Raw genomic sequence first — 19,887 nt, forward strand, 5'->3', positions numbered from 1 at the left:
CCCGGCCGGTGACCAGCCGCAGGTCGCCACCACCGGAGGCCTTCGCCATCGCAGCCCCACCGAATCGGGATCGTGCGACCGCCCGCAGATCGCCACCGCGCAGCCCCAAGCCCGGGTGACAGCCGCTCGCAGATCGCCACCACCGGAGGTCACCAGGCTCACGCCAAGGTGGTCAGCCCTGGGTGGCGTTGCGCCATCATCGCGGCCCGGACGATCGTTTCCTTGTAGCGGGCGGCGGGTCGGCCGGTCAGGATGGCGTCCACCGGGGTGTCGTCGGCGCGTACGAACTGGATCAGGCCGTCCCGCCGGCCCAGGCTGATGCACTGGTTGTAGTACCGGAAACGCAGCGGGCCCGGCTCCCGGCCGGCCAGGCGCCGGGCGATCGCCATCGTCGCGTGTTCTGCCGCTGGTAGCCCGGTCGCGCACGCCATCCTCAGCTCCTGGCCGGTGGCCCGCCGCATCGCGGCCGCATCGCCGATTCCATAGACCTCCGGGTGCGAGACCGAGCGCAGCGTCGCGTCCACGATCATCCGCCCCCTCTCGTCGACGGCGATGCCCGCGTCCGCGGCCAGTGCGGGCACCTGAAAACCCGTGGTCCAGACCACGGTGCCGGCCGCTATCCGCTCGCCGTTCGCCAGGCACAGGCCGTCCGCGGCCACCTCGACCACGCGGGCACGCTCGTGCCGTTCGACGCCCAGCCGTTCGAGCACCCGGCCGAGATGACGCTGCCCCCGTCTGGAAAGGGCCGCCCCCAGCACCCCGCTCGTCACCAGCTCGACCGGCGTGTCCGGGTAGGACTCGGCCAGTTCCGTCGCGGCTTCGATACCGGTCAGCCCGCCGCCGACCACCGCGACGGAACCGCCGTTCCGCAGGCGGTCGCGCAGCAGCCGCGCGTGCTGGACGTCGGCGACGGTGTGGGCGTGTTCGGCCGCCCCCGGCACCGAACCGAGATCGGCCTGGCTGCCGAGCGCGTAGATCAGCACGTCGTAGCGCAGCGGCTCGGGCCGGCCCGCCAGCGTGATTTCCCGGGTCGACGGGTCGATCCGGACGGCGCGGTCCACGATCAGCTGGATCCCGGTGCCGGACACCAGGTCCCGGATCGGCGTTTCGTTCACCTCCTGTCCGGACGCGACCTGATGCATCCGCACCCGTTCGACGAACCGGTCCCGGGCGTTGACCAGCGTGACCGGCGCACCGGTGCGGCGCGCGGCGAGCTTCGCGGCGATCAGGCCGGAGTAGCCCGCGCCCAGGACGACGATGTGCGGAGCCATGGCGCTTCCTCTCCCTCAGCGGGTTCCGGCGACTTGACCGCGTAGCACCTCCCGAACGTGACGTGACCGTCATCACAGTCCAGCGCTGTCACATCGAGGGCAGCCATCCAGTCGAGCTGACACCACCGGAAAGGAGAGGGAGATGGAAGAGACCAGAGCGGTACTGACCCGCGGGGCCGAGGCCGAGCTGCTGGGCGCGGGCCCGAACCGGACATGGCTCATCGCCGACGCCGAGCACACCGGCAACGTGATGAACGTGGTCCGGACCACCCTGGGGGCCGGTGTGGACGGCCCACCGCCGCACTATCACAAGAACTCGCCCGAGATGTTCTACCTGCTCGACGGCGCACTACGAGTGCTCACCGGCGACGAGGTAGTGACCGTCGAGAAGGGCGACTACCTGCTCATCCCGCCGCTGATGCCGCACGCCTGGGCCGCACCGCGCGAGACCGGCGCGGACGTGCTGATCGTCAAGGCGCCCGGCACCAACCGGTTCGACTACTTCCGCCTCGGCGACCGCATCCGGCGCGGCGAGGCCGAACCGCGGGAAATCCTGGCGACCGCCGAGCGGTTCGACAACACGTTCGTGGACAACGCGGCCTGGCAACACGAACTGGTGACACGGGAAGGAGAACGGACCCAGTATGTCCCATTCTCGCCCGCCGAGACCCGCCCATGAGCACAATCGAGGTCGTGGAAGAAGACGCGCTAGCCGAGTTCCAGGCGCAACGGGCATGGCTGTTCGGACTGGCCTACCGCCTGCTCGGCGGGGCATCCGAGGCGGAGGACATCCTCCAGGAGGCGTACCTGCGCTGGCGGTCCGCGGCCGCGCCGGACAACCCGGCCGCGTGGCTGACCCGGGTCGTCACGAACCTGTGCCTGACCCGGCTCACCTCGGCGCGCGCCCGGCGCGAGCGGTATGTCGGCACGTGGCTGCCCGAGCCCGTGCTCACCAGCGGCGGCGCGGACCCGCTGGAGATCATCGCCGGCCGGGACACGGTCTCGCTGGGTTTCCTGGTACTGCTGGAAAAACTCACCCCGCCGGAAAGGGCGGCCTTCGTGCTGCGCACGGCGTTCGACTACAGCCACCGCGAGATCGCCGCCATCCTGGACACCGACGAGCCGAACGCCCGCCAGCTCTACCATCGGGCGCGCGCCCGGATCGGCGAGCCACGCCGCCGGTTCGCCGCGTCACCCGAGCAGCGCACGAAACTCGTCGAGCGGTTCATGGCCGCCACCGTGCACGGCGATCTGCCCGGACTGGAGCGGATCCTGACCGAGGACGTGATCACCTGGGCCGACGGCGGCGGGAGGGTCACCGCGGCGCGGAAGCCGATCTCTGGCAAGGACAGGGTCGCGCACTTCTTCGCGGGCCTCGCCTCGACCCGGCGGGCGAAGGCGGCCGCCCTGGCCCCGGCGGAGGTCAACGGCGAGCCCGGAATCCTGGTGCGGGAGCACGGCGAGCTCACCGGCGTACTCGTGCCCGCGCCGCGGCATGACCTCGTCTTCGACGTCTTCGTTGTCGTCAACCCGGACAAGCTCTCGTACATCGAGGTCCAGCTCGAGCCCGGAAAGGTGGCGTGACCCACCCGACCGGGCCACCACACTGGTTACCGGCGGGTAACAAGGGCTATGGTGCGGGTGTACAGCCTCTACTTCTGTCCCTGAGGAGCAACCGTGGCCGCAACACCCCTGGCGGCATCCCAGCCCCGCGCGGTGCGCACCGTCGCGTTCGTCGACGGGCTGCGCACCCCGTTCGGCAAGGCGGGCGAGAAGGGCATCTACGCCGACACCCGCGCCGACGACCTCGTGGTCAAGGTCATCCGCGAGCTGCTGCGCCGGCATCCCGAGCTGCCCCCCGAGCGGGTGGACGACGTCGCGATCGCCGCCACCACCCAGATCGGTGACCAGGGCCTGACCATCGGCCGCACCGCCGCGCTGCTGGCCGGGCTGCCCAAGTCCGTGCCCGGTTTCGCGATCGACCGGATGTGCGCGGGCGCGATGACCGCGGTGACCTCCGTCGCCGGCGGGATCGGCTTCGGCGCGTACGACATCGCGATCGCGGGCGGTGTCGAGCACATGGGCCGGCACCCGATGGGCGAGGGCGTGGACCCGAACCCGCGCATCGTCGCGGACAAGCTGGTCGACCCGACCGCGCTTGTGATGGGCCAGACCGCGGAGAACGTGCACGACCGTTTCCCGGAGATCACCAAGCAGCGCACCGACGCCTACGCCGCGCAGAGCCAGGAGCGCTACGCGGACGCGGTGAAGGCCGGGAAGATCGGCCCCGAGCTGGTGCCGGTCGCGATCCGCAACCCGGCGCTGGGCTGGGGCCTGGCGACCGAGGACGAGCCGCCGCGCCCGGGCACCACGGTCGAGCAGCTCGCGACGCTCAAGACCCCGTTCCGCCCGCACGGCCGGGTCACCGCCGGCAACGCCGCGGGCCTCAACGACGGCGCGACCGGCGCCATCCTCGCCGACGAGGACACCGCGCGCGAGCTGGGCCTGCCGGTTGGCATGCGGCTGGTCGGCTACTCGTTCGCCGGTGTCGAGCCGGAGGTGATGGGCATCGGACCGGTGCCGGCCACCGAGAAGCTGCTCGCCCGCACCGGACTGTCCATTGAGGACATCGGGCTGTTCGAGATCAACGAGGCGTTCGCCGTGCAGGTCCTGGCCTTCCTCGATCACTTCGGCATCGACGCGGAGAGTGAGCGCGTCAACCCGTGGGGCGGCGCGATCGCCTGCGGGCACCCGCTGGCGTCCTCCGGCGTGCGGCTGATGACCCAGCTCTCGCGCCAGTTCGCCGAGCATCCCGAGGTCCGCTACGGCCTCACCACGATGTGCATCGGAATCGGCATGGGCGGTTCCGTGCTCTGGGAGAACCCGAACTACGACGGGAGCGGCAAGTGACCTTCACCGCTGAGCAGGCGAAAGCGGCGTTCCCCGACGAGGTGGTCACGAAGGCCGTCACGCGCCTGGTGCCCGTGCCCGGTCTGGACAAGCCGGTCGCGCTGATCACCCTCGACAACGGGCACGACCACACCCGGCCCTCGACGTTCGGGCCGCAGGGGCTGGCGAGCCTGAACGAGGCGCTGGACGTGGCGTTCGCCGCGGAGCCGGCCGCGATCGCGGTCACCGGCAAGCCGTTCGTCTTCGCCGTCGGCGCGGATCTGTCCGGCGTCGAGGCGCTGTCGGATCCGGCGCTGGCGCACGAGATCGCCGCGACCGGGCACGCCGTGTTCCGCCGGCTGACCGAGTCGAAGATCCCGACGTTCGCCTTCGTCAACGGCGCGGTGATGGGCGGCGGGCTCGAACTCGCGCTGTCCTGCCACTACCGGACGCTGTCGGAGAACACCGCCGCGATCGCGTTCCCCGAGGTGTTCCTCGGCCTGTTCCCGGGCTGGGGTGGCACGCAGCTGCTGCCGAACCTGATCGGGCCGGACGCGGCGGTCACGGTGATCATCGAGAACGCGTTGAACCAGAACAAGATGCTGAGCGTCGCGAAGGCGGCGGAGCTGGGCATCGTGGACGAGGTGCTGGGCTCGGCGGACTACCTGGAGCAGTCGCTGCTGTGGCTGGCGAAGGTCGTGCGCGGTGAGCTGACCCCTGCCCGCCGCGAGATCGACCGCGGCGCCGGCTGGGATGCCGCGGTCGGCCGCGGTCGGTCCATTGTGGACGGCAAGACGCACGGCGCGTCGCCGGGCGCGACCAAGGCCGTGGAGCTGCTGGAACTGGCTCGCGCCAACGATCTCGACGCGGGCTACGCGGCGGAGACCGAGGCGCTGACCGAGCTGCTGATGTCCGACACGCTGCGCGCTGGGCTGTACTCGTTCAACCTCGTCAACAAGCGGGCGAAGCGGCCGGCGGGCGCGCCGGACAAGTCGCTGGCGCGCAAGGTGAACAAGGTCGGCATCGTCGGTGCGGGGCTGATGGCCTCGCAGCTGGCGCTGCTCTTCGTGCGGCGGCTCAAGGTCCCGGTCGTGCTCACCGATGTCGACCAGGCGCGCATCGACAAGGGTGTGTCCTATGTGCACGGTGAGATCGGCAAACTCCTTGCCAAGAAGCGTATCTCGCCGGACGTCGCGAACCGGCTGAAGGCACTCGTGTCGGGCTCGCTGGACAAGGCGGCGTTCGCGGACGCGGACTTCGTGATCGAGGCCGTGTTCGAGGAGATGGGCGTCAAGCAGCAGGTGTTCGGGGAGTTGGAGCAGTACGTCTCGCCGGAGGCGATCCTCGCGACCAACACGTCCTCGCTGTCGGTCTCGGAGATGGCGGCGAAGCTGGAGCACCCGGAGCGGGTGGTCGGGTTCCACTTCTTCAACCCGGTGGCCGTGCTGCCGCTGCTGGAGATCGTGCGCGGCGAGCGGACCGACGACGCGTCGCTCGCGACGGCGTTCGCGGTGGGCAAGCAACTGAAGAAGTCCAGCGTGCTGGTCAAGGACGCGCCGGCGTTCGTGGTGAACCGGCTGCTGCTGCGGTTCCTGGGCGAGGTGCTGACCTCGATCGACGAGGGCACCCCGTTCGAGGTCGCCGACCGCGCGCTCGACCCGCTGGGGCTGCCGATGTCGCCGCTGGTGCTGACACAGCTGGTGGGCCCGGCGATCGCGCTGCACGTCGGCGAGACGCTGCACGCGGCGTTCCCCGACCGGTTCGCGGCGAGCGAGAACCTGAAGCGGTTCGTGGACTCGGGCAAGACCGCGGTGTGGCAATGGGACTCGGCGGGGCGGCAGACCGTCGACCCGGAGGTCGCCGCGCTGTGGCAGCAGGGCGACAAGGTGTCCACCGAGGAGGAGGTCCGGGAGCGCGCGCTGGCGGTGATCGCCGAGGAGATCCGGATCATGCTCGACGAGGGCGTGGTCGCCGAGGCGCAGGACATCGACCTGTGCCTGATCCTGGGCGCGGGCTGGCCGTTCTGGCTGGGCGGCATCACGCCGTACCTGGACCGGACCGGCGTGTCGACGAAGGTCAACGGGAAGCCGTTCCTCGCCCCGGGCGTGGCTTCGGTCCCGGCGTAGGTTCGCGACGGAAAGGGCCCCGCACAGCTTTCACCGTGCGGGGCCCTTTTCACACCTCGATGACGTGGACGGCTCGCTCGAGACCGGCGAAATCCTTGCCATTGCGGGTGACGATGGGGAGCGAGTGGGCGGCCGCGGTGGCCGCGATCTGCAGATCCAGCCGGCGGGGCCGCGGATCCCGGCCCGACTGGCGGACGAGTGCGGCCATAACGCCGTACAGCTTCGCGGCCGCGACGTCGAAGGGCAGGACGTCGGCCCGCGCCAGCACGTCATCCAGGCGTTCGGTCCGCGCCAGCCGCTGCAGTGCGTCCGGCGTATCCAGCCCGTAGGCCAACTCGGCGACCGTCACCGCACTGACCACCGGCGTCGCGCCCGCGAGATCGCCGAGGTCGATCCCCTCGGGATCGATGATCGCCGACGTGTCGAAGACGACTCGACTCACCGTCGACGCTCCCAAGGATCGTCCGGATGATCAGCGCCGAATATCTCGTCATCCGCGGCACGCTCACGTCGCCACAGCTCGACATCGATCGGCGGTCGTTTCTTGAGGAACTCGATGAACTCGCCCGCCGTCGGCGGGCGGCCACCGTCCGCCTGGTGCGGGATCAGGTCGGCGATGGGTTTGCCGTTGCGGGTCACGACGAAGCTCTCGCCCTGCTCGACGCGCCGCATGATCTCCGCGTTGTCGTTGCGGAGCTCGCGCTGTCCGATCGTCTGCGTCATGCAGGCACCGTAGCACACCCGCGGCCACTGAGCTACGGGTGTGCTACAGCGCGGCATACCGCGGCTATGCCTTGTCCCCCAAGGGGTTGAGGTTCTCGACCTTGCCGTCGGCGGCGACGAGCAGCAGGTCGGCCATTGTGAAGGTCTCGCTCGGGGCGCCGGTCGGTGCCCACGGGCGCCATTCCGGCTCGCGTAGGATCGAGTAGCCGCTCGCTTCCATGCACCGGTGGAACACCTCGGCCACGATGCGGCCGCCGACACCATTGAGATGACCATCGCCGACTTCGGACTCCCGCAGCACGTAGAACCACAGCGGCGTGTTCTCGGTCAGCTGCGCCCGCATCTCCGGGGTCAGCTTCGACAGGTCCGCGCCGGTCCCGTTGCCGTTCACGATCTGGTCCGGGGTCAGCGCTGTCGGACGCGCCTTCCCCGCGGCGCTCAGCTTCTCGTCGATCAGCGCGAACATCTGCTGCCCGGTGGCCAGTTCGACCATGTTCGCCCGGACCAGGTTGCGGTAGGCCAGGTTCCGCTGGATGTCGTCGGCGGGCAGGCCCAGTTCCCGGCCGCCGAAGGTGCCCGCGGGCAACGCCGCCAGCGGGTCCGCCAGGATCGTGTCGATCCGACGCGCCAGATTGAGCACCGGCCCCTGCAACTCCGGGCGACCGGTCGGACTGAAATCGTGCAGCCGCCGCCAGTCCACGATCCAGTTGGTCGGCAGCCGCAGCGCGCCGGAGTTCGGGTCGTCGAGGTCACCGGCCGGTGCGAGGTTCCCGGCCGTGCCGCTGAACCTGAACAACAGCAACAAAGTCGCCGGGGTCAGGCCACCCGGCTGGAAGATCCGGTTCCATGAATAGGCTTCCCGCGCCATGCTGTGGCCCAGCCGGTACGACGCGACGGAGAATTCGATCGGCATCGTCGCCGGACCCGACACCCCGACATCGAAAATCGCGCGCCCGTGCGCGAACACGTCGTCGACGATCTCGCGATGCACGATCCGCGGCAGGAAATCCTGGCGCACCATCCACTGGTAATGCTTCACGACCTCTTCGCGCGCCCGCTCGAACAGCAACGCGCTCGGCACCGGCTGCGCGGCGAGCTTGTCCACGACCCGGTTGTGGAAATTGATGAACCCGATATGCGTCTGCGCCACCGCGAGGTTCTCGTCGTTACGGGTGTCCGGGATCTGCGCGGTGCGCTCGTCCGCCTTCGTCGCGCCCGTGCCGACCCGCGGCACGTCGAAACCGGTGCGGTTGATGTTGGTCCCGGCGTCACCGTCGACCGCTGCGGTCGTGCCGACCCGCAACCTGATCCCGTCCGCCGCGTAGAAGTGCTTGTCCCGCAACGGTCCCCGGCCGTACAGCGAGTCCAGGTCGAGCGCGGGCGAGCGGCCCTGCACCAGCTCGTCCACGGTGACGTCGTCCCCCAGCGCCGTCGCCGTGCGGTCCAGCGTCAGGTCGTGATCGACGAACTGGCCGAGATAGGTGAAACCGGCCGGAACCTCGGAATCCTGCTCGTTCTGGGTCGGCGCCGTCATGGCCTTCGCGAGTTCCTGCAACAACGCGTTGTCCGCCTGGGGCCCCTTGTTGCCCAAACGGGAAAAACGGAACCGCCGCGGTTCCGCATTCGGTGAAGGCCAGCTCGCCTCCGGGTTTCCCTCCCCGTCGAAAGCGAGATCGCCTTCATTGATCACGTAATAACGTTCACGGTTGTGACGTTCCATCGCGCATCCTCCTCCTCGGACGCGGATGACAGTGGCACCGGGTGAAAACCGGGCCATACCACCAAAAGAGCGATTACGTCGAAGAAGTGACTTAAGTCCCTACCGGCAGCCGCACCGTGACCGACAAGCCGCCGCCGACAACGGGTTCGGCCGACACGACACCGTCGTGCGCCTCGACCGCCGCGCGCACGATCGACAATCCGAGACCCGCGCCGGACCGCGCGGTGCGGGCGACCCCGGCGCGGCGGAATGGTTCGAACAACTCGGCCACCGTCGCCGGGTCCACCAGCCCGCCGGACGAGCGCACCCGCAACATGGACCAGCGCTCGCCCGGCTCGGTGGTCACCTCGATCCAGCCGCGCTCCACGTTGTGCCGCACCGCGTTCTCCAGCAGGTTGCCCGCGATCCGTTCCAGCAGCGCGGGATCCCCGCACACGGGCGCGTGCTCGGTGTGGAACCGCGCCTGGATGCCGCGCTGGTCGGCCTCGCCGCGCACGGCGCGCCACGCGCTCGACACCAGCGTCACCAGATCCGTCGGCTCGGTCATCACCAGCCCGGACCCGTCGGTGCGGGCCAGCAGCAGCAACGAGTTCACCAGCTGCCCGGCCCGCTCGGTCGCGTCCCGCACGACGTTCGCCATCCGGCGCAGCTCGGTCGCGTCGGCGTCGGGATCGGTCAGTGTCACGTCCAGCTCGGTTCTGATGACCGACAACGGGGTGCGCAGCTCATGACTCGCGTTGGCGACGAAATGCCGCTGCGCTTCGAAAGCGGCCTGCAACCGGTCGAGCATCGCGTCGAAGGTGTGCGCCAGCTCCGTCAGCTCACCCTTCGAGTCGACTTCGCCGATGCGCTCGCCGAGCGACTCCACCGACAGCCGCCGCGCGGTGCCGGTGATCTCCCGCAGCGGCCGCAGCACGCGCGAGGTGAACGTCCAGGCCAGGATCGCCGTCGCGGCGACCACACAGAAGAACGCGATCGAGCCGAACAGCAGCACCTTGTCCCGCGCGTGCTCACGCATGTGCGCGGCGAGCGCGGACGCGTCCACGTCGATCCCGTCCACCCGCACACTCGTGCCGGGCGGCAACTGGGGCACGGCGGCGACCGCGTCGCCGACGAGCGTCCACGCGAGCCAGAGCAGCACGAGGCTCACGCCTGCCGCCAGTCCTGTCGCGAGCAGCGTGATCCGCGCCCGCAGGCTGTTCACCGGCCGCAGGCCGGCGCGCGGGCTCACCCCTTCATGGCACCGGCGTCCGGCACCCGGTATCCCGATCCCACCACGGTCTCGATGATGCCAGGTTCGCCGAGCTTCTTGCGCAGGGTCATCACTGTCACGCGCACGGTCGTGGTGAACGGGTCGGCGTTCTCGTCCCACACTCGTTCCAGCAGCTCCTCGCTGCTGACCACGGCGCCCTTCGCGGCCATCAGCACCTCGAGCACGCCGAACTCCTTGCGGGTCAGCTCGACCGGCCCTTCGGCGCGGCGGACCGTGCGGCGGGCGGGGTCGAGCTCGACGTCACCGGCGGTCAGCAGCGGCGGCGCGGCCGGGGTGGCGCGGCGGCCGAGCGCCCGCACCCGGGCGACCAGCTCGGGGAAGGCGAACGGCTTGGCCAGGTAGTCGTCCGCGCCGAGGGACAGGCCCTCGACGCGGTCGGACACCGTGCCGCTGGCGGTCAGCATCAGGACCCTGGTCAGCTCGCCGGACGCGACGATCTCCTTGCACAGCTCGTCGCCGGACATCCCGGGCAGGTCGCGGTCGAGCAGTATCACGTCGTAGCGCGTGATGCTCGCCTTCTCGTGCCCGTCGTCGCCGTTGAGGGCGATGTCCACCGCCATGCCTTCGCGACGCAGCCCGCGGGCGATCGCGTCCGCGAGCGGCTCTTCGTCCTCGACTACCAGAATCCGCACGTCAACCACGGTGCCACAGATTCCTGAGAAGTGTCTGTGTTCGGCTCAAAGTGCCACCGACACATACTTCTTGCCGTCGAAGTTCTCCACTTCGATGCCGCTGACGTCCGGCGGTGCGACGAGGGCCGTGCCGTCGAGCGAGGTCCCGTTCGCGTCGCCCGGCACGAGCCAGCTGCCTGCCTCCTGCCGCGAGCCGTCGCGTGACACGACGTACAGGCGGCACTTCTCGCCCATCGGGATCCCGCTCACGGACGCGGTGACCCGCACCCAGCCGGCGGCCGGCTGCACCGAGACCTTCATCTTCGCGCCCGTCGAGGCATCGGTGGCCGACGCCGTCCTGGCACCGGCCACCTGGGTCACCCCGGGCGACGCGACCGTCCGGCCGAGCACGACGCCACCGCCGGCGAGCGCGATGGCGACCACGACAGCCGCGGTCGCGGCCATCGTCCGGCCACGCCGGGCCTGGTTCCCGCTCTCCCGCCGGACCTGCCGCAGCGTGCGCCGCAGCAGCAGGTCGCCGTCGTCGGGCGGGCCGTCCAGGAGGAACTCGGGCGGCAGCGCGTCCAGCGCGACCCGCGCCGGACGCAGCTCCGCCAGTTCCGCCTGGCAGCGCCCGCAGGTCGCCAGGTGCCGCTCCATCGCACGCATCTCCCGCAGGTCCAGGGCTCCGAGCACAAACGCGCCGAGCGATTCCGACTCGTGTCCGATCACCCCGCCACCTCCGGGATCGCGAACCGCCGGCTCCCGCCGAAGGTCTGCCGCATGGCCCTGAGCGCGTAGTACGACCGGGACTTGACCGTGCCCGGCGGCACGCCGAGGTGCTCGGCCGCCTCCGCGACACTGCGGCCACGGAAGTAGATCTCGGTCAGCACGTCCCGGTGTTCGGGGGACAACCGTTCCATCGCGTCGAGCACCACCATCGAGTTCACCACCAAATCGGCATGATCGTCTTGCACGGCCGTGGTGACCGGGGTTTCGGCCACCTCGGCCGGCCGGGCGGCCCGGGCGCGGTAGCGGTCGGTGACGATGTTGCGGGTCACCGTCAGCAGCCAGCCGCGCACCGAGCCCTTGCCGTTGAGGAGCGAGTCGGGATGCCGCCAGGCACGCACCAGGGTCTCCTGGACGACGTCCTCGGCGGCGGCCCGGTCGTTCGTCAACCGGGTCGCATAGGCGAGCAGCGCTCGCCCGTGCTCTTCGTAGAGTGATCGGATCAGTGCCTCATCGGCAACCGCCACTCGTTTGCGGGCCAGGACAGCCGGCATCCGGTCACTCCTTGATCTCTCAGTGCCTGTCAGTAGCCGTAGCCACCCGAGTTCGCGGCCGTGCTCGGCGCGGCACTCGAAGGCGCGGTGGTGGTGTTCAGGGGTTTCTTGCCGTCGGCGACCTTGCAGCCGTTCACCTCGACCTCGAACCAGGTGCCGCCGACGGCGTGGCCGTTGGCCTGCCCCGGCGCGGTGTCCTTGGCGAAGCGGTACATCGGCCAGCCGCCGACGGTGACCTGCTCGGTGCCGTCGGCGCGCTTGACCTTCCCGACGAGCTTCGGGTCGATCCCGTTGATCTGCACGTCACCCTGCGCGAGCAGTGGCGGCCACTTGGCCGCGCAGTCACCGTCGCAGGTGGACTTCGAGGGTTTCTTGGTGTCCTTGGTGAACAGGTAGAGCGTCATCCCGTTCTGGTCGGTCAGGACGACGTCCAGGCCGGGGATGTTGGTCGTGTTGATCGCGGTCTGCGGTTCCGGCGCGGCCACGGTGGCCTTGCCACCGGTCGGCGTGATGGCGCTCCAGGTACCGCCGACGCCCTGGCCCTTGGCCTGTCCGGGCGCCGTGTCCTTCGCGTAGTAGTAGACGGCCCAGCCGTTGACGGTGACCTGCTCGGTGCCGTCGCTGCGGGTGACCGTGCCGACGAGCTTCGAGTCCACGCCCTGCACGTCGATGGAGCCGCCGGCGAGCAGCGGTGGCCACGCCTTCGCGCAGTCACCGTCGCAATTGGACTTCGGCGGTTTCGCGGTGTCCTTGTCGAACCGGTAGAGCGTCATCCCGTTGCTGCCCGTGAGTACCTGGCCGAGGCCCTGGACGTCCATGGCCATCAGCTTCACCGGCTCGGCCTGCTGGGCCGCGGCCTGGCGCTGGACGGCGACCGGGGCCGGGGTGTCGGCGGTGGTCCCGGCGCTGAGCGTGCTGCTGCAGGCCCCGAGCAGGCCCAGGCTGAGCACGGCGGCTGCCGTGACGAGGTGGCGCGCGGACATGGGTTCTCCTTCGCTGGCTTGGGGGTCCCGCGGCTGCCGCGGTGACCGGCACCCAGCACACGAGGGCCGGCGCGGCCCGGTTCAGCCCTTTTCCGGGCTTTTCACGGGCCGCGCCGGCACCGGCTCACTCCTTACAGGTGCGGCCCGAGTTCACGCAGTTGACCAGGCGGAACATGATGCACTGCGACATCACGTTCGCGAAGTCGTCGTGATCGGACAACGGGTTGTGGTGTTCCTCGGGGAAGGAGTCCACTTTGTACTGTCCGGCGACCTGGACGGCGTGCGGGATGTTGTAGGTCAGGGTGACCCGCAACTGCGGCACGGCGACGAAGCCCTGCTTGCACTTCCCGTTCGCGTCGGGGAACACGATGTGCGTCCGGTGGTTCGCACTGTCGATGTTCTTGCCGTCCCAGCAACTCGGGAAGTCGTGGATCCGCTCGACCTTGCTGCCCTCGGGGCAGATCGGGTACTTGTCGATCAGCCGGTCCTCGAACCCGGTGCATGTCCACGCCGCGCGGGCGTTCGTCGGCCCGTTGGCGCCTTCCTTCGCGTCACCGGTGAGCACGCGCAGGAACTGCGGCATCGCGCGGACCCGGCTCGTCGGGCTGCCGCGGAAGGTGAGCGAAACCGTGGCGGGGCGCTGGATTTCGCCGTCGTTGCCCGCCACCTGGTTCTGGTCGTCCACGCCGGGCAGTTCGCTCGAAGACGCGGCCGCGCTCGATGAGCTCGAGCCCGTCGAGTCCGGGGCGCTCGTGTCCGTCGACTCCGGCGCGCTGGTGTCGGTCGAAGACTCCGGTGCGCTGGTGTCGGTCGGGGCGGCGCTGGAGGACGCGGGCGCGCTGGTCGTCGTCTGCGCGCTCGTCGTCGCGGGCGGCCTGTTGCCACCCTTGCCACCACGGCCACGATGCTTCGACTGCACGGCCGCCTTGGTGTCGGCACCGACGCTGTTCTGGTCGCCGTTGTCGATACCGTTACTGGTCTGGTCCTTTACCCCGCAGGTCGCGAGGTCCTTGGTCTGGTCCAGTTGCCCGCCGGCGGCCTGGGCGATCTTGTCGATGCTCGCCTTTCGCTTGCCCTTCAACGGGTTCATCACCGCGGCCGGGTCCGCGCCCTGCGCCATCTGCTGGTTGGCCGCCTCGGTGTCCTGGTCGATGGTGCGCAGTTCGGTGTCGACCGTGCCGATCGCCTGGTCGGGCACCTGCCCGAGCTGGCTCGCGATGTCCGGGCAGTCGGCCTGCGGCGCGGCCGCGGCGTCCACGGCAGCGTCCCGCTGGGCGTTGACGTCGGCTTCGGCCGGCTGCTGCGGCGCGTTGCTCGCTTCCTCATCGCCGGTGTCGATGCGCACGACGGGCCAGAAGTAGGCGGACTTGTCGCCGTTCTTGCAGGTGGTGCCACCGGCCAGCAGGCTCTGGTTGTTCGAGTCCGCGTTGGTGGTCAGGTTGCCGACGTAGTCGTGCAGGTGCTGGGCGCCGTTGCGGACACCGGGCTGGGCGATGAAGTTGTCCGGGTTGAAGTGGCCATTCTCGTTCTTGCCACAGTTGACCGTGAACGTGCCGGTCGAGGCACCCCGGTTCGCCGCCGGGTCCTTCACGTTGGGCGCCACTTTGGTGATGTCGACGAAGAATGCCTTGTCGACGGCGTCGGCGCTGGCGCGGCCGGGGTCGCCGGTGGTCGTCGCGACCGCGACACCGCCGGCCGCCAGCACGAGTCCCAGGACTCCGGTGGCGATCTTGGTCCGGCGGCTGACGCGATGCCGGCCATCTCTGCGGGCCATGCAGTACTCACCTCGTTACGGGTTTGCGCCCAGGGGCGCCCCGTGTGGGGGCAGCCACCAAGGCAACAGCAAGGGATTGATTGGTGACGGAGAAGGCCCCCGAGGCCCGTCATTGAGGTATACGGCTGAGGTTGCTCAGTAGTTCAAAATGCGATCTGGCCGTGACCTGGCCGTTGTAATCACTGGTCAGCGAGGGATGGTTTCGAGCAGTTCGCCGCTCGTGGTCCGGATCTCGAAGCGCGCGATCTCGGCCGGGGACAGTGCCGTGCCGCCGGAGACGCGCAGCGGGTCGAGCACCGTGCCGCCCGGGCCGGGCACCGACCAGTTGGTGACGATCTGCTCCGGGCCGGCCCACGGCACCGCGATCAGCTGGCAGGACCGCGGCCCGGTGACCCCGCTGAGCTCGAGGTCGACGTTGGAGCCCCACGCGGTGGGCTGCACGATGACCCGCGCCTGCAGCGACTTGCCGGCCTCGTTGCCCGCGAACATGCTCGCGGTGGCCGGGTCGCCGGCCGCGGCGGCGGGCGCGCTCGCGACCACCGGAGCGGGTGCGCCGGCCACCGGAGTCGAACCGGACGGCAGCAGCGCGAGTGTGATGAGCGGGCCGGCGACGATGAGCAGCAGGGCGGCGGCGCTCGCGATGCGGATGACGAACTTGCGGCGGCGGCGCAGCCGGGCCAGCTCGTCGAACATCCCGCCGAGCGGGCGGGGCTCGACGATCGGCGGATCCGGCCAGTACTTGCCGACCTCGGCGAGGATCTCGGGCAGGTCGTAGAACTCGAGCAGATCGAACTGGCAGTGCGGGCAGTCGGCCAGGTGGGCCTCGAAGACGGCGTTGTCGTCCGCGTCGAGGACGCCGAGGACGTACGCGGCGATATCGGTGTGCGCGACCCCTCCCACCTCGCGTCACCCCCGATCTCGTAAGGCCCGCCGTAGCGCGCGTACCGCGTGGTAGATGCGGGATTTGACGGTACCTGGGGGAATGCCGAGGGACAGGGCGACCTCGTTCACGGTTCGATCACGGATGTAGGTCTGCAAAACGGCTTCGCGTTGTTCCGGGGAGAGGTTGCCGAGCGCCTCGTAGACCACCATCGCGGCGAGGGTGCGGTCCGACTCGTCGGGCACGCCGACCGAATCCGGTTCGGCTTCCTCGACCTCCTGCGGCCGGGCCTGGCGGCTGCGCCAGCCGTCGATGACGATGCGCCGCGCCACCGTGTAGAGCCAGGCGCGCAACATCTCCGGTTCGCGGTCGAGCTTGTCGGCGTTGCGCCACGCGCGGATCAGCGTCTCCTGTACGACATCCTCGGCCCACTGCCGGTCACCCGCTGTCAGGGTCAGCACAAAGGCGAGTAACGGCCGTCCGAACTCCTGGTACAGAGCGGCGGCCAGTTCCTCGGGGCCGCTGCCGGCCTCTGGCTCGACAACGGTTCGCAATGATCGGCTGTGGCGTCCCACGGCGGACATCTTTACGGTGAACTCGGGAGTAGTCCAGTACCAAAAAATCTGTTCACATTATTTGAACCGCTCCAGGGTGCGCCGCGTATCCCCCGGCGAAGGCCCCAAAGGCGCTGACCCCCGACAGCGCTTTCACTCCACTATGGACAGAAATGTCCACAGTGGATTCACCGTGCTCGCAAGCAGGCGTTTTGCGTGCGAGCACACGCCCTGGCCCCCGACAGGGAAGGAAGTTTGTTGCATGCAGCACAAAGCCAGATCGATGATTCCCCTGGTGACAGTGGGTGTCGCACTGCTCGCCGCCGCCGGCTGCGACGTGCCGAGCTCGTACTCCTCCACCACCGCAGGTCAGAACGCCATGCAGGGTATGCAGGGCATGGCCGGTGCGGCGGATGACACACCGGCACTGAGCGAAGTCCGCGCGTTCGACCTCGGCCAGATCGTCGTCGACGGTGGCGGATTCACCGTCTACCGGTACGACAAGGACAGCACCAACCCGCCGAAGTCGTCGTGCAACGGCGCCTGCGCCCAGCAGTGGAAACCGGTTCCCGCCAACGCGACCGAGCATCTCACCGGGCTCGACAGGTCCGCGGTCGGCACCCTGACCAGGGACGACGGCACAGACCAGGCCACCCTGCACGGGTGGCCGCTGTACCGGTACGCCAAGGACTCGATGCCCGGCGAGACCGCCGGGCAGGGTGTCGGCGGTGTGTGGTTTCCCATTGCCCCGCAAGGCACGAAGGTGACCGCGGTCTCGAATCCGGGACAGGCCGATGTCTTCGGGCTCTGATCGCGGGCTAGTGCGCGCGCTCGTCCTGGTGGTCCTGCTGATGCTGAGCCAAATGGCGGTACCGGCAATGGCCTCGGCACAAACAGCGACATTGACCGATTCCGACCGGGATCTGCTCAATCGCGTTCGCCAGGCCGGACTCTGGGAAATGCCGTCGGGCGACATGGCCCGCACGCGCGCACAAACCCCGCAGGTACGAGAAGTCGGCCAGACACTGATGGTCGACCACGGCCGGCTCGACGTGCAGGTACGGGCGCTCGCCGCGAAATACGGCGTCGTGCTGCCCGACCAGCCCACCGCCGACCAGCAGAGCTGGCTGGCCGAAGAGCGCAACGCGACGACGTCGTCGGATTTCGAGCGCGTCTTCGTCAACCGGCTGCGGGCGGCGCACGGCGTCATCTTCGCCGTCATCGCACAGGTCCGCGCCGGCACCCGCAACGACGACATGCGGGCGTTCGCGGCGACCGCGAACCAGGTGGTCATGCGCCACATCACGCTGCTGGAGAGCACCGGGCTGGTGGACTACAACGCGCTGCCGCAGCCGACCGTGAGCACCACGGCATCCACGTCGGCGGCAGGCGCGCTGAACCTCGGGTCCATGACCATCCTCACCAGTCTGCTGGTGGTCATGCTCGTGTTCGCGGCCACGTTGCTCGTGCTGTGGCTCATCCGCTCTTCGTCGAGAAGAAGACGACATCGATCAGGAGAAGAGAACTATGCCTTTGACGGCAACCCCGAACCGGCGCCGAAAGAGCCGGTCCGTTAGCTCCGGGAGGCGGTCGTGACCGTCTCCGACAGCTGGTCCCTGGCGCTGCTGCCCATGGCCCAGCAATCGAGCGACACCGGGTTGCGCAGCGTGGCGCAGATGTCCGCCCGAATCTCCTACGTTTTCATGTGCCTCACGTTGTGCTGGGGCGTGCTCACCGCGACGGGCTGGGTCCGCAACCTCACCGGCCGTAAAGCCTTGCGGGGCGGGCACATGGTGATGGCGACGCTGACCCTCGCGTTCGGTGTCGTGCACGCCGCGTCGTTCTATTTCCTGTCCGTGGGCGCGTTTTCGATCGCCCGGCTGACGGTGCCGTTCCTGCCCAGCGGGCTGGCGCGGCACGCGTTCGGCATCATCGGCCTCGAGCTGATGATCGCGATCGCGATCACCGCCGGCATGCACCGGTTCATCGCCTACCGGCGCTGGCTGTGGCTGCACCGCCTGGCGTACCTGGCGATCCCGCTGCTGGCGGTGCACTCGTTCTTCGGTGCGATCGCCAACGGTCACCTCGCCGTGCTGTGGCTGGGCGGGATCACGTTGCTGGTGCCGGTCGTCACGCTGTCGGTGCTGCGGTTCCTGCCGTCGCGGGCACTCGAACGGATCGGCCTCGTGGAGGAGCTCATATGAAGACACTCGACCGTTTCCGAGGTCCGCGCATCGCCGTGGACAACGACCGTTGCGAGGTCTACGGCATCTGCGTGTGGGAAGCGCCGCAGCTGTTCCAGCTCGACCGGGACGGCCGGCTGCGCTACCGCAGGCAACTGGAGGAGGCCGATTTCCCACAGGCCGCCGCGGCGGCCCGGTGCTGCCCGATGCAGGCCATTGTCTTGAGAGGGATGACCGATGAGTGATGGAGACCGGATCGTCATCGTCGGCGCCGGTGTCGCGGGCCTGCGTTCGGCCGAACGGCTGCGCGAGCTCGGTTTCGACGGCGAGATCGTGATCGTCGGCGACGAGCGCAGGCGGCCGTACCACCGGCCGATGGTGTCGAAACAGCTGGTGACCGGCCAGCTGCGGCCGATGGATGTGGAGCTCAAACCGTATGTCGACGTGGACGCGCACTGGCGCTTCGGCGCCCGTGCCACCCATCTGGACACCAGCCAGCGCGTCGTGCACCTGCCCGGCAAGGAGGAACTCTGGTACGACGGGCTGATCATCGCGACCGGGGTGGTACCCCGGCACCTTCCGGGCGCGCCACGGCACGACCCCCGGGTGCGGGTGCTGCGCACGGTCGAGGACGCGGTGTCACTGCGCCGCGCGCTCACCGCGAGCAACAAACCGGCCGTGGTGATCGGCAGCGGGCTCATCGGCTGCGAGTTCGCGGCGAGCATGCGCACGCTGGGCCGCGACGTCACGCTCGTCGGGCACGCCAAGGCGCCGCTGTACCGGTTCGGCCCGCGCGTGGCGGAGGCCGTCACCGAGACGCACGAGAAGCATCGTGCGAGCCTGGCGATGAACTCCGAGGTGCGGCACTGGATCAGCACGAAGGACGCGTTCGGCCTGCACCTGACGAACAACCAGCTGATCGTGGCGAGCTGTGTGGTGCTGGCGATCGGCAGCGTGCCCGCGGTCGACTGGCTGCGCGGCTCCGGGCTGGACATCTCCGACGGCGTGCTGTGCGAGCCGACGCTGTTCGCCGAGGGCGCCGAGGACGTGGTCGTCGCCGGTGACGCGGCGCGCTGGCCGAACCTGCGCTTCGACGAGACGCCGCGGCGGGTCGAGCACTGGCTCAACGCGGTCGAGTCGGCACGCGCGGCGGCGGAGAACCTGATGGCGGGACGGCGGCTCGCGAAGCCGTTCACCCCGCTGCCGCGGGCCTGGTCGAGCATCTACGAGCACCGGCTGCAGATGGCCGGGATGCCCGCGCTCGGCGAGGACACGGTGGCGCTGGCCGACGGCGTGACCGGGTTCGTCCGCGGTGGCCGGCTGATCGGCGCGGCGAGCTGGGACAAGCCACGGGCGATGCTGCACTGGACCGCGGAGCTGGAACGCCGGCTCCCCGTGCCGGAGTACACGCCGGTGGCCGAGCCTGCCGCCGAGCTGTCGCCTACGGCCGAGCCATCGCTCGAAACCGAGGCGTTGCCGATGCTGAGCGCCCAGGCGGCGGAGCAGCAGCCGTACGTGCCCACCGAGGCGCTGCCGGAGCTGTCCGAGGACATGATGTTCTCCGACGAGGAATGGCTCCGGGTCGGGCAGGGAGTCTGACGGTTCGGGCGTGTTTGC

21 protein-coding genes are annotated in these 19,887 nt (G+C 69.7%); 9 read left to right on the forward strand and 12 right to left on the reverse strand.

The window, feature by feature from the left end:
- Positions 1–158: 158 nt before the first annotated feature.
- On the reverse strand, positions 159–1,271 hold the full coding sequence (locus LOZ83_RS02255; RefSeq protein ID WP_236788281.1) for an NAD(P)/FAD-dependent oxidoreductase: 1,113 nt from the start codon (positions 1,269–1,271) through the stop codon (positions 159–161).
- A 142-nt stretch (positions 1,272–1,413) separates the two neighbouring features.
- On the opposite strand from LOZ83_RS02255, the gene LOZ83_RS02260 reads away from it, so the two are divergent.
- The 4 genes from LOZ83_RS02260 (at position 1,414) to LOZ83_RS02275 (ending at position 6,286) form a co-directional block, all read left to right on the forward strand.
- Positions 1,414–1,950, forward strand: coding sequence for a cupin domain-containing protein (locus tag LOZ83_RS02260; RefSeq protein ID WP_236788283.1), 537 nt, complete (start codon positions 1,414–1,416; stop codon positions 1,948–1,950).
- The gene (sigJ, locus tag LOZ83_RS02265; protein WP_236788285.1) at positions 1,947–2,855 is read left to right on the forward strand and encodes an RNA polymerase sigma factor SigJ; all 909 of its coding nucleotides are present in this window, start codon (positions 1,947–1,949) and stop codon (positions 2,853–2,855) included. Before LOZ83_RS02260 ends, sigJ begins: the two co-directional genes overlap by 4 nt.
- Before the next feature lie 132 nt (positions 2,856–2,987).
- Entirely contained in the window at positions 2,988–4,181 is a 1,194-nt protein-coding gene (locus tag LOZ83_RS02270; protein ID WP_236789407.1) for a thiolase family protein, read from the forward strand.
- Positions 4,178–6,286 (forward strand): 3-hydroxyacyl-CoA dehydrogenase NAD-binding domain-containing protein, encoded by a 2,109-nt coding sequence (locus LOZ83_RS02275; RefSeq protein ID WP_236788286.1) that lies wholly within the window; start codon positions 4,178–4,180, stop codon positions 6,284–6,286. Before LOZ83_RS02270 ends, LOZ83_RS02275 begins: the two co-directional genes overlap by 4 nt.
- Positions 6,287–6,335: 49 nt before the next feature.
- Here LOZ83_RS02275 and LOZ83_RS02280 read toward each other — a convergent pair whose 3' ends face one another.
- The 11 genes from LOZ83_RS02280 to LOZ83_RS02330 all read right to left on the reverse strand — a co-directional run bounded on the left by LOZ83_RS02280 (position 6,336) and on the right by LOZ83_RS02330 (position 16,108).
- Positions 6,336–6,728, reverse strand: a complete 393-nt coding sequence (locus LOZ83_RS02280; RefSeq protein ID WP_236788288.1) for a PIN domain-containing protein — start codon at positions 6,726–6,728, stop codon at positions 6,336–6,338.
- Positions 6,725–7,009: a type II toxin-antitoxin system Phd/YefM family antitoxin gene (locus LOZ83_RS02285; protein WP_236788290.1), complete on the reverse strand. Its 285-nt coding sequence runs from the start codon at positions 7,007–7,009 to the stop codon at positions 6,725–6,727. The genes LOZ83_RS02280 and LOZ83_RS02285 overlap by 4 nt, the downstream gene beginning before the upstream one ends.
- A 64-nt stretch (positions 7,010–7,073) precedes the next feature.
- The gene (locus tag LOZ83_RS02290; RefSeq protein ID WP_236788291.1) at positions 7,074–8,729 is read right to left on the reverse strand and encodes a heme peroxidase family protein; all 1,656 of its coding nucleotides are present in this window, start codon (positions 8,727–8,729) and stop codon (positions 7,074–7,076) included.
- Between the two features lie 91 nt (positions 8,730–8,820).
- The gene (locus LOZ83_RS02295) at positions 8,821–9,960 is read right to left on the reverse strand and encodes a cell wall metabolism sensor histidine kinase WalK (protein WP_236788293.1); all 1,140 of its coding nucleotides are present in this window, start codon (positions 9,958–9,960) and stop codon (positions 8,821–8,823) included.
- Positions 9,957–10,634 (reverse strand): response regulator transcription factor, encoded by a 678-nt coding sequence (locus LOZ83_RS02300; RefSeq protein ID WP_236788295.1) that lies wholly within the window; start codon positions 10,632–10,634, stop codon positions 9,957–9,959. Before LOZ83_RS02300 ends, LOZ83_RS02295 begins: the two co-directional genes overlap by 4 nt.
- Positions 10,635–10,679: 45 nt before the next feature.
- Entirely contained in the window at positions 10,680–11,345 is a 666-nt protein-coding gene (locus LOZ83_RS02305; RefSeq protein ID WP_236788297.1) for a zf-HC2 domain-containing protein, read from the reverse strand.
- Positions 11,342–11,896 (reverse strand): sigma-70 family RNA polymerase sigma factor, encoded by a 555-nt coding sequence (locus tag LOZ83_RS02310; RefSeq protein ID WP_236788299.1) that lies wholly within the window; start codon positions 11,894–11,896, stop codon positions 11,342–11,344. Before LOZ83_RS02310 ends, LOZ83_RS02305 begins: the two co-directional genes overlap by 4 nt.
- A 29-nt stretch (positions 11,897–11,925) precedes the next feature.
- Positions 11,926–12,879, reverse strand: coding sequence for an SCO0930 family lipoprotein (locus LOZ83_RS02315; RefSeq protein ID WP_236788301.1), 954 nt, complete (start codon positions 12,877–12,879; stop codon positions 11,926–11,928).
- A 124-nt stretch (positions 12,880–13,003) separates the two neighbouring features.
- The gene (locus tag LOZ83_RS02320; protein WP_236788303.1) at positions 13,004–14,653 is read right to left on the reverse strand and encodes a DUF1996 domain-containing protein; all 1,650 of its coding nucleotides are present in this window, start codon (positions 14,651–14,653) and stop codon (positions 13,004–13,006) included.
- Between the two features lie 186 nt (positions 14,654–14,839).
- Positions 14,840–15,553: an anti-sigma factor gene (locus LOZ83_RS02325; protein ID WP_236788305.1), complete on the reverse strand. Its 714-nt coding sequence runs from the start codon at positions 15,551–15,553 to the stop codon at positions 14,840–14,842.
- A gap of 6 nt (positions 15,554–15,559) precedes the next feature.
- Positions 15,560–16,108 carry a sigma-70 family RNA polymerase sigma factor gene (locus LOZ83_RS02330; RefSeq protein ID WP_236788307.1) on the reverse strand — a complete coding sequence of 183 codons (549 nt, stop codon included), beginning with the start codon at positions 16,106–16,108 and terminating at the stop codon, positions 15,560–15,562.
- Positions 16,109–16,382: 274 nt separating this feature from the next.
- On the opposite strand from LOZ83_RS02330, the gene LOZ83_RS02335 reads away from it, so the two are divergent.
- From LOZ83_RS02335 to LOZ83_RS02355, 5 genes are all read left to right on the forward strand, one after another.
- Positions 16,383–16,898: a hypothetical protein gene (locus LOZ83_RS02335; protein ID WP_236788309.1), complete on the forward strand. Its 516-nt coding sequence runs from the start codon at positions 16,383–16,385 to the stop codon at positions 16,896–16,898.
- A gap of 91 nt (positions 16,899–16,989) precedes the next feature.
- The gene (locus LOZ83_RS02340; protein ID WP_236788311.1) at positions 16,990–17,664 is read left to right on the forward strand and encodes a DUF4142 domain-containing protein; all 675 of its coding nucleotides are present in this window, start codon (positions 16,990–16,992) and stop codon (positions 17,662–17,664) included.
- A gap of 54 nt (positions 17,665–17,718) precedes the next feature.
- Positions 17,719–18,291 carry a ferric reductase-like transmembrane domain-containing protein gene (locus LOZ83_RS02345; protein WP_255823192.1) on the forward strand — a complete coding sequence of 191 codons (573 nt, stop codon included), beginning with the start codon at positions 17,719–17,721 and terminating at the stop codon, positions 18,289–18,291.
- A complete protein-coding gene (locus LOZ83_RS02350; protein ID WP_236788315.1) occupies positions 18,288–18,515 on the forward strand; it encodes a ferredoxin in 228 nt (75 codons plus the stop codon). Before LOZ83_RS02345 ends, LOZ83_RS02350 begins: the two co-directional genes overlap by 4 nt.
- Positions 18,508–19,869 (forward strand): NAD(P)/FAD-dependent oxidoreductase, encoded by a 1,362-nt coding sequence (locus tag LOZ83_RS02355; protein WP_236788317.1) that lies wholly within the window; start codon positions 18,508–18,510, stop codon positions 19,867–19,869. The genes LOZ83_RS02350 and LOZ83_RS02355 overlap by 8 nt, the downstream gene beginning before the upstream one ends.
- Positions 19,870–19,887 lie beyond the last annotated feature (18 nt).

It is taken from the genome of Amycolatopsis sp. GM8, assembly GCF_021653975.1.
Taxonomy (GTDB): domain Bacteria; phylum Actinomycetota; class Actinomycetes; order Mycobacteriales; family Pseudonocardiaceae; genus Amycolatopsis_E.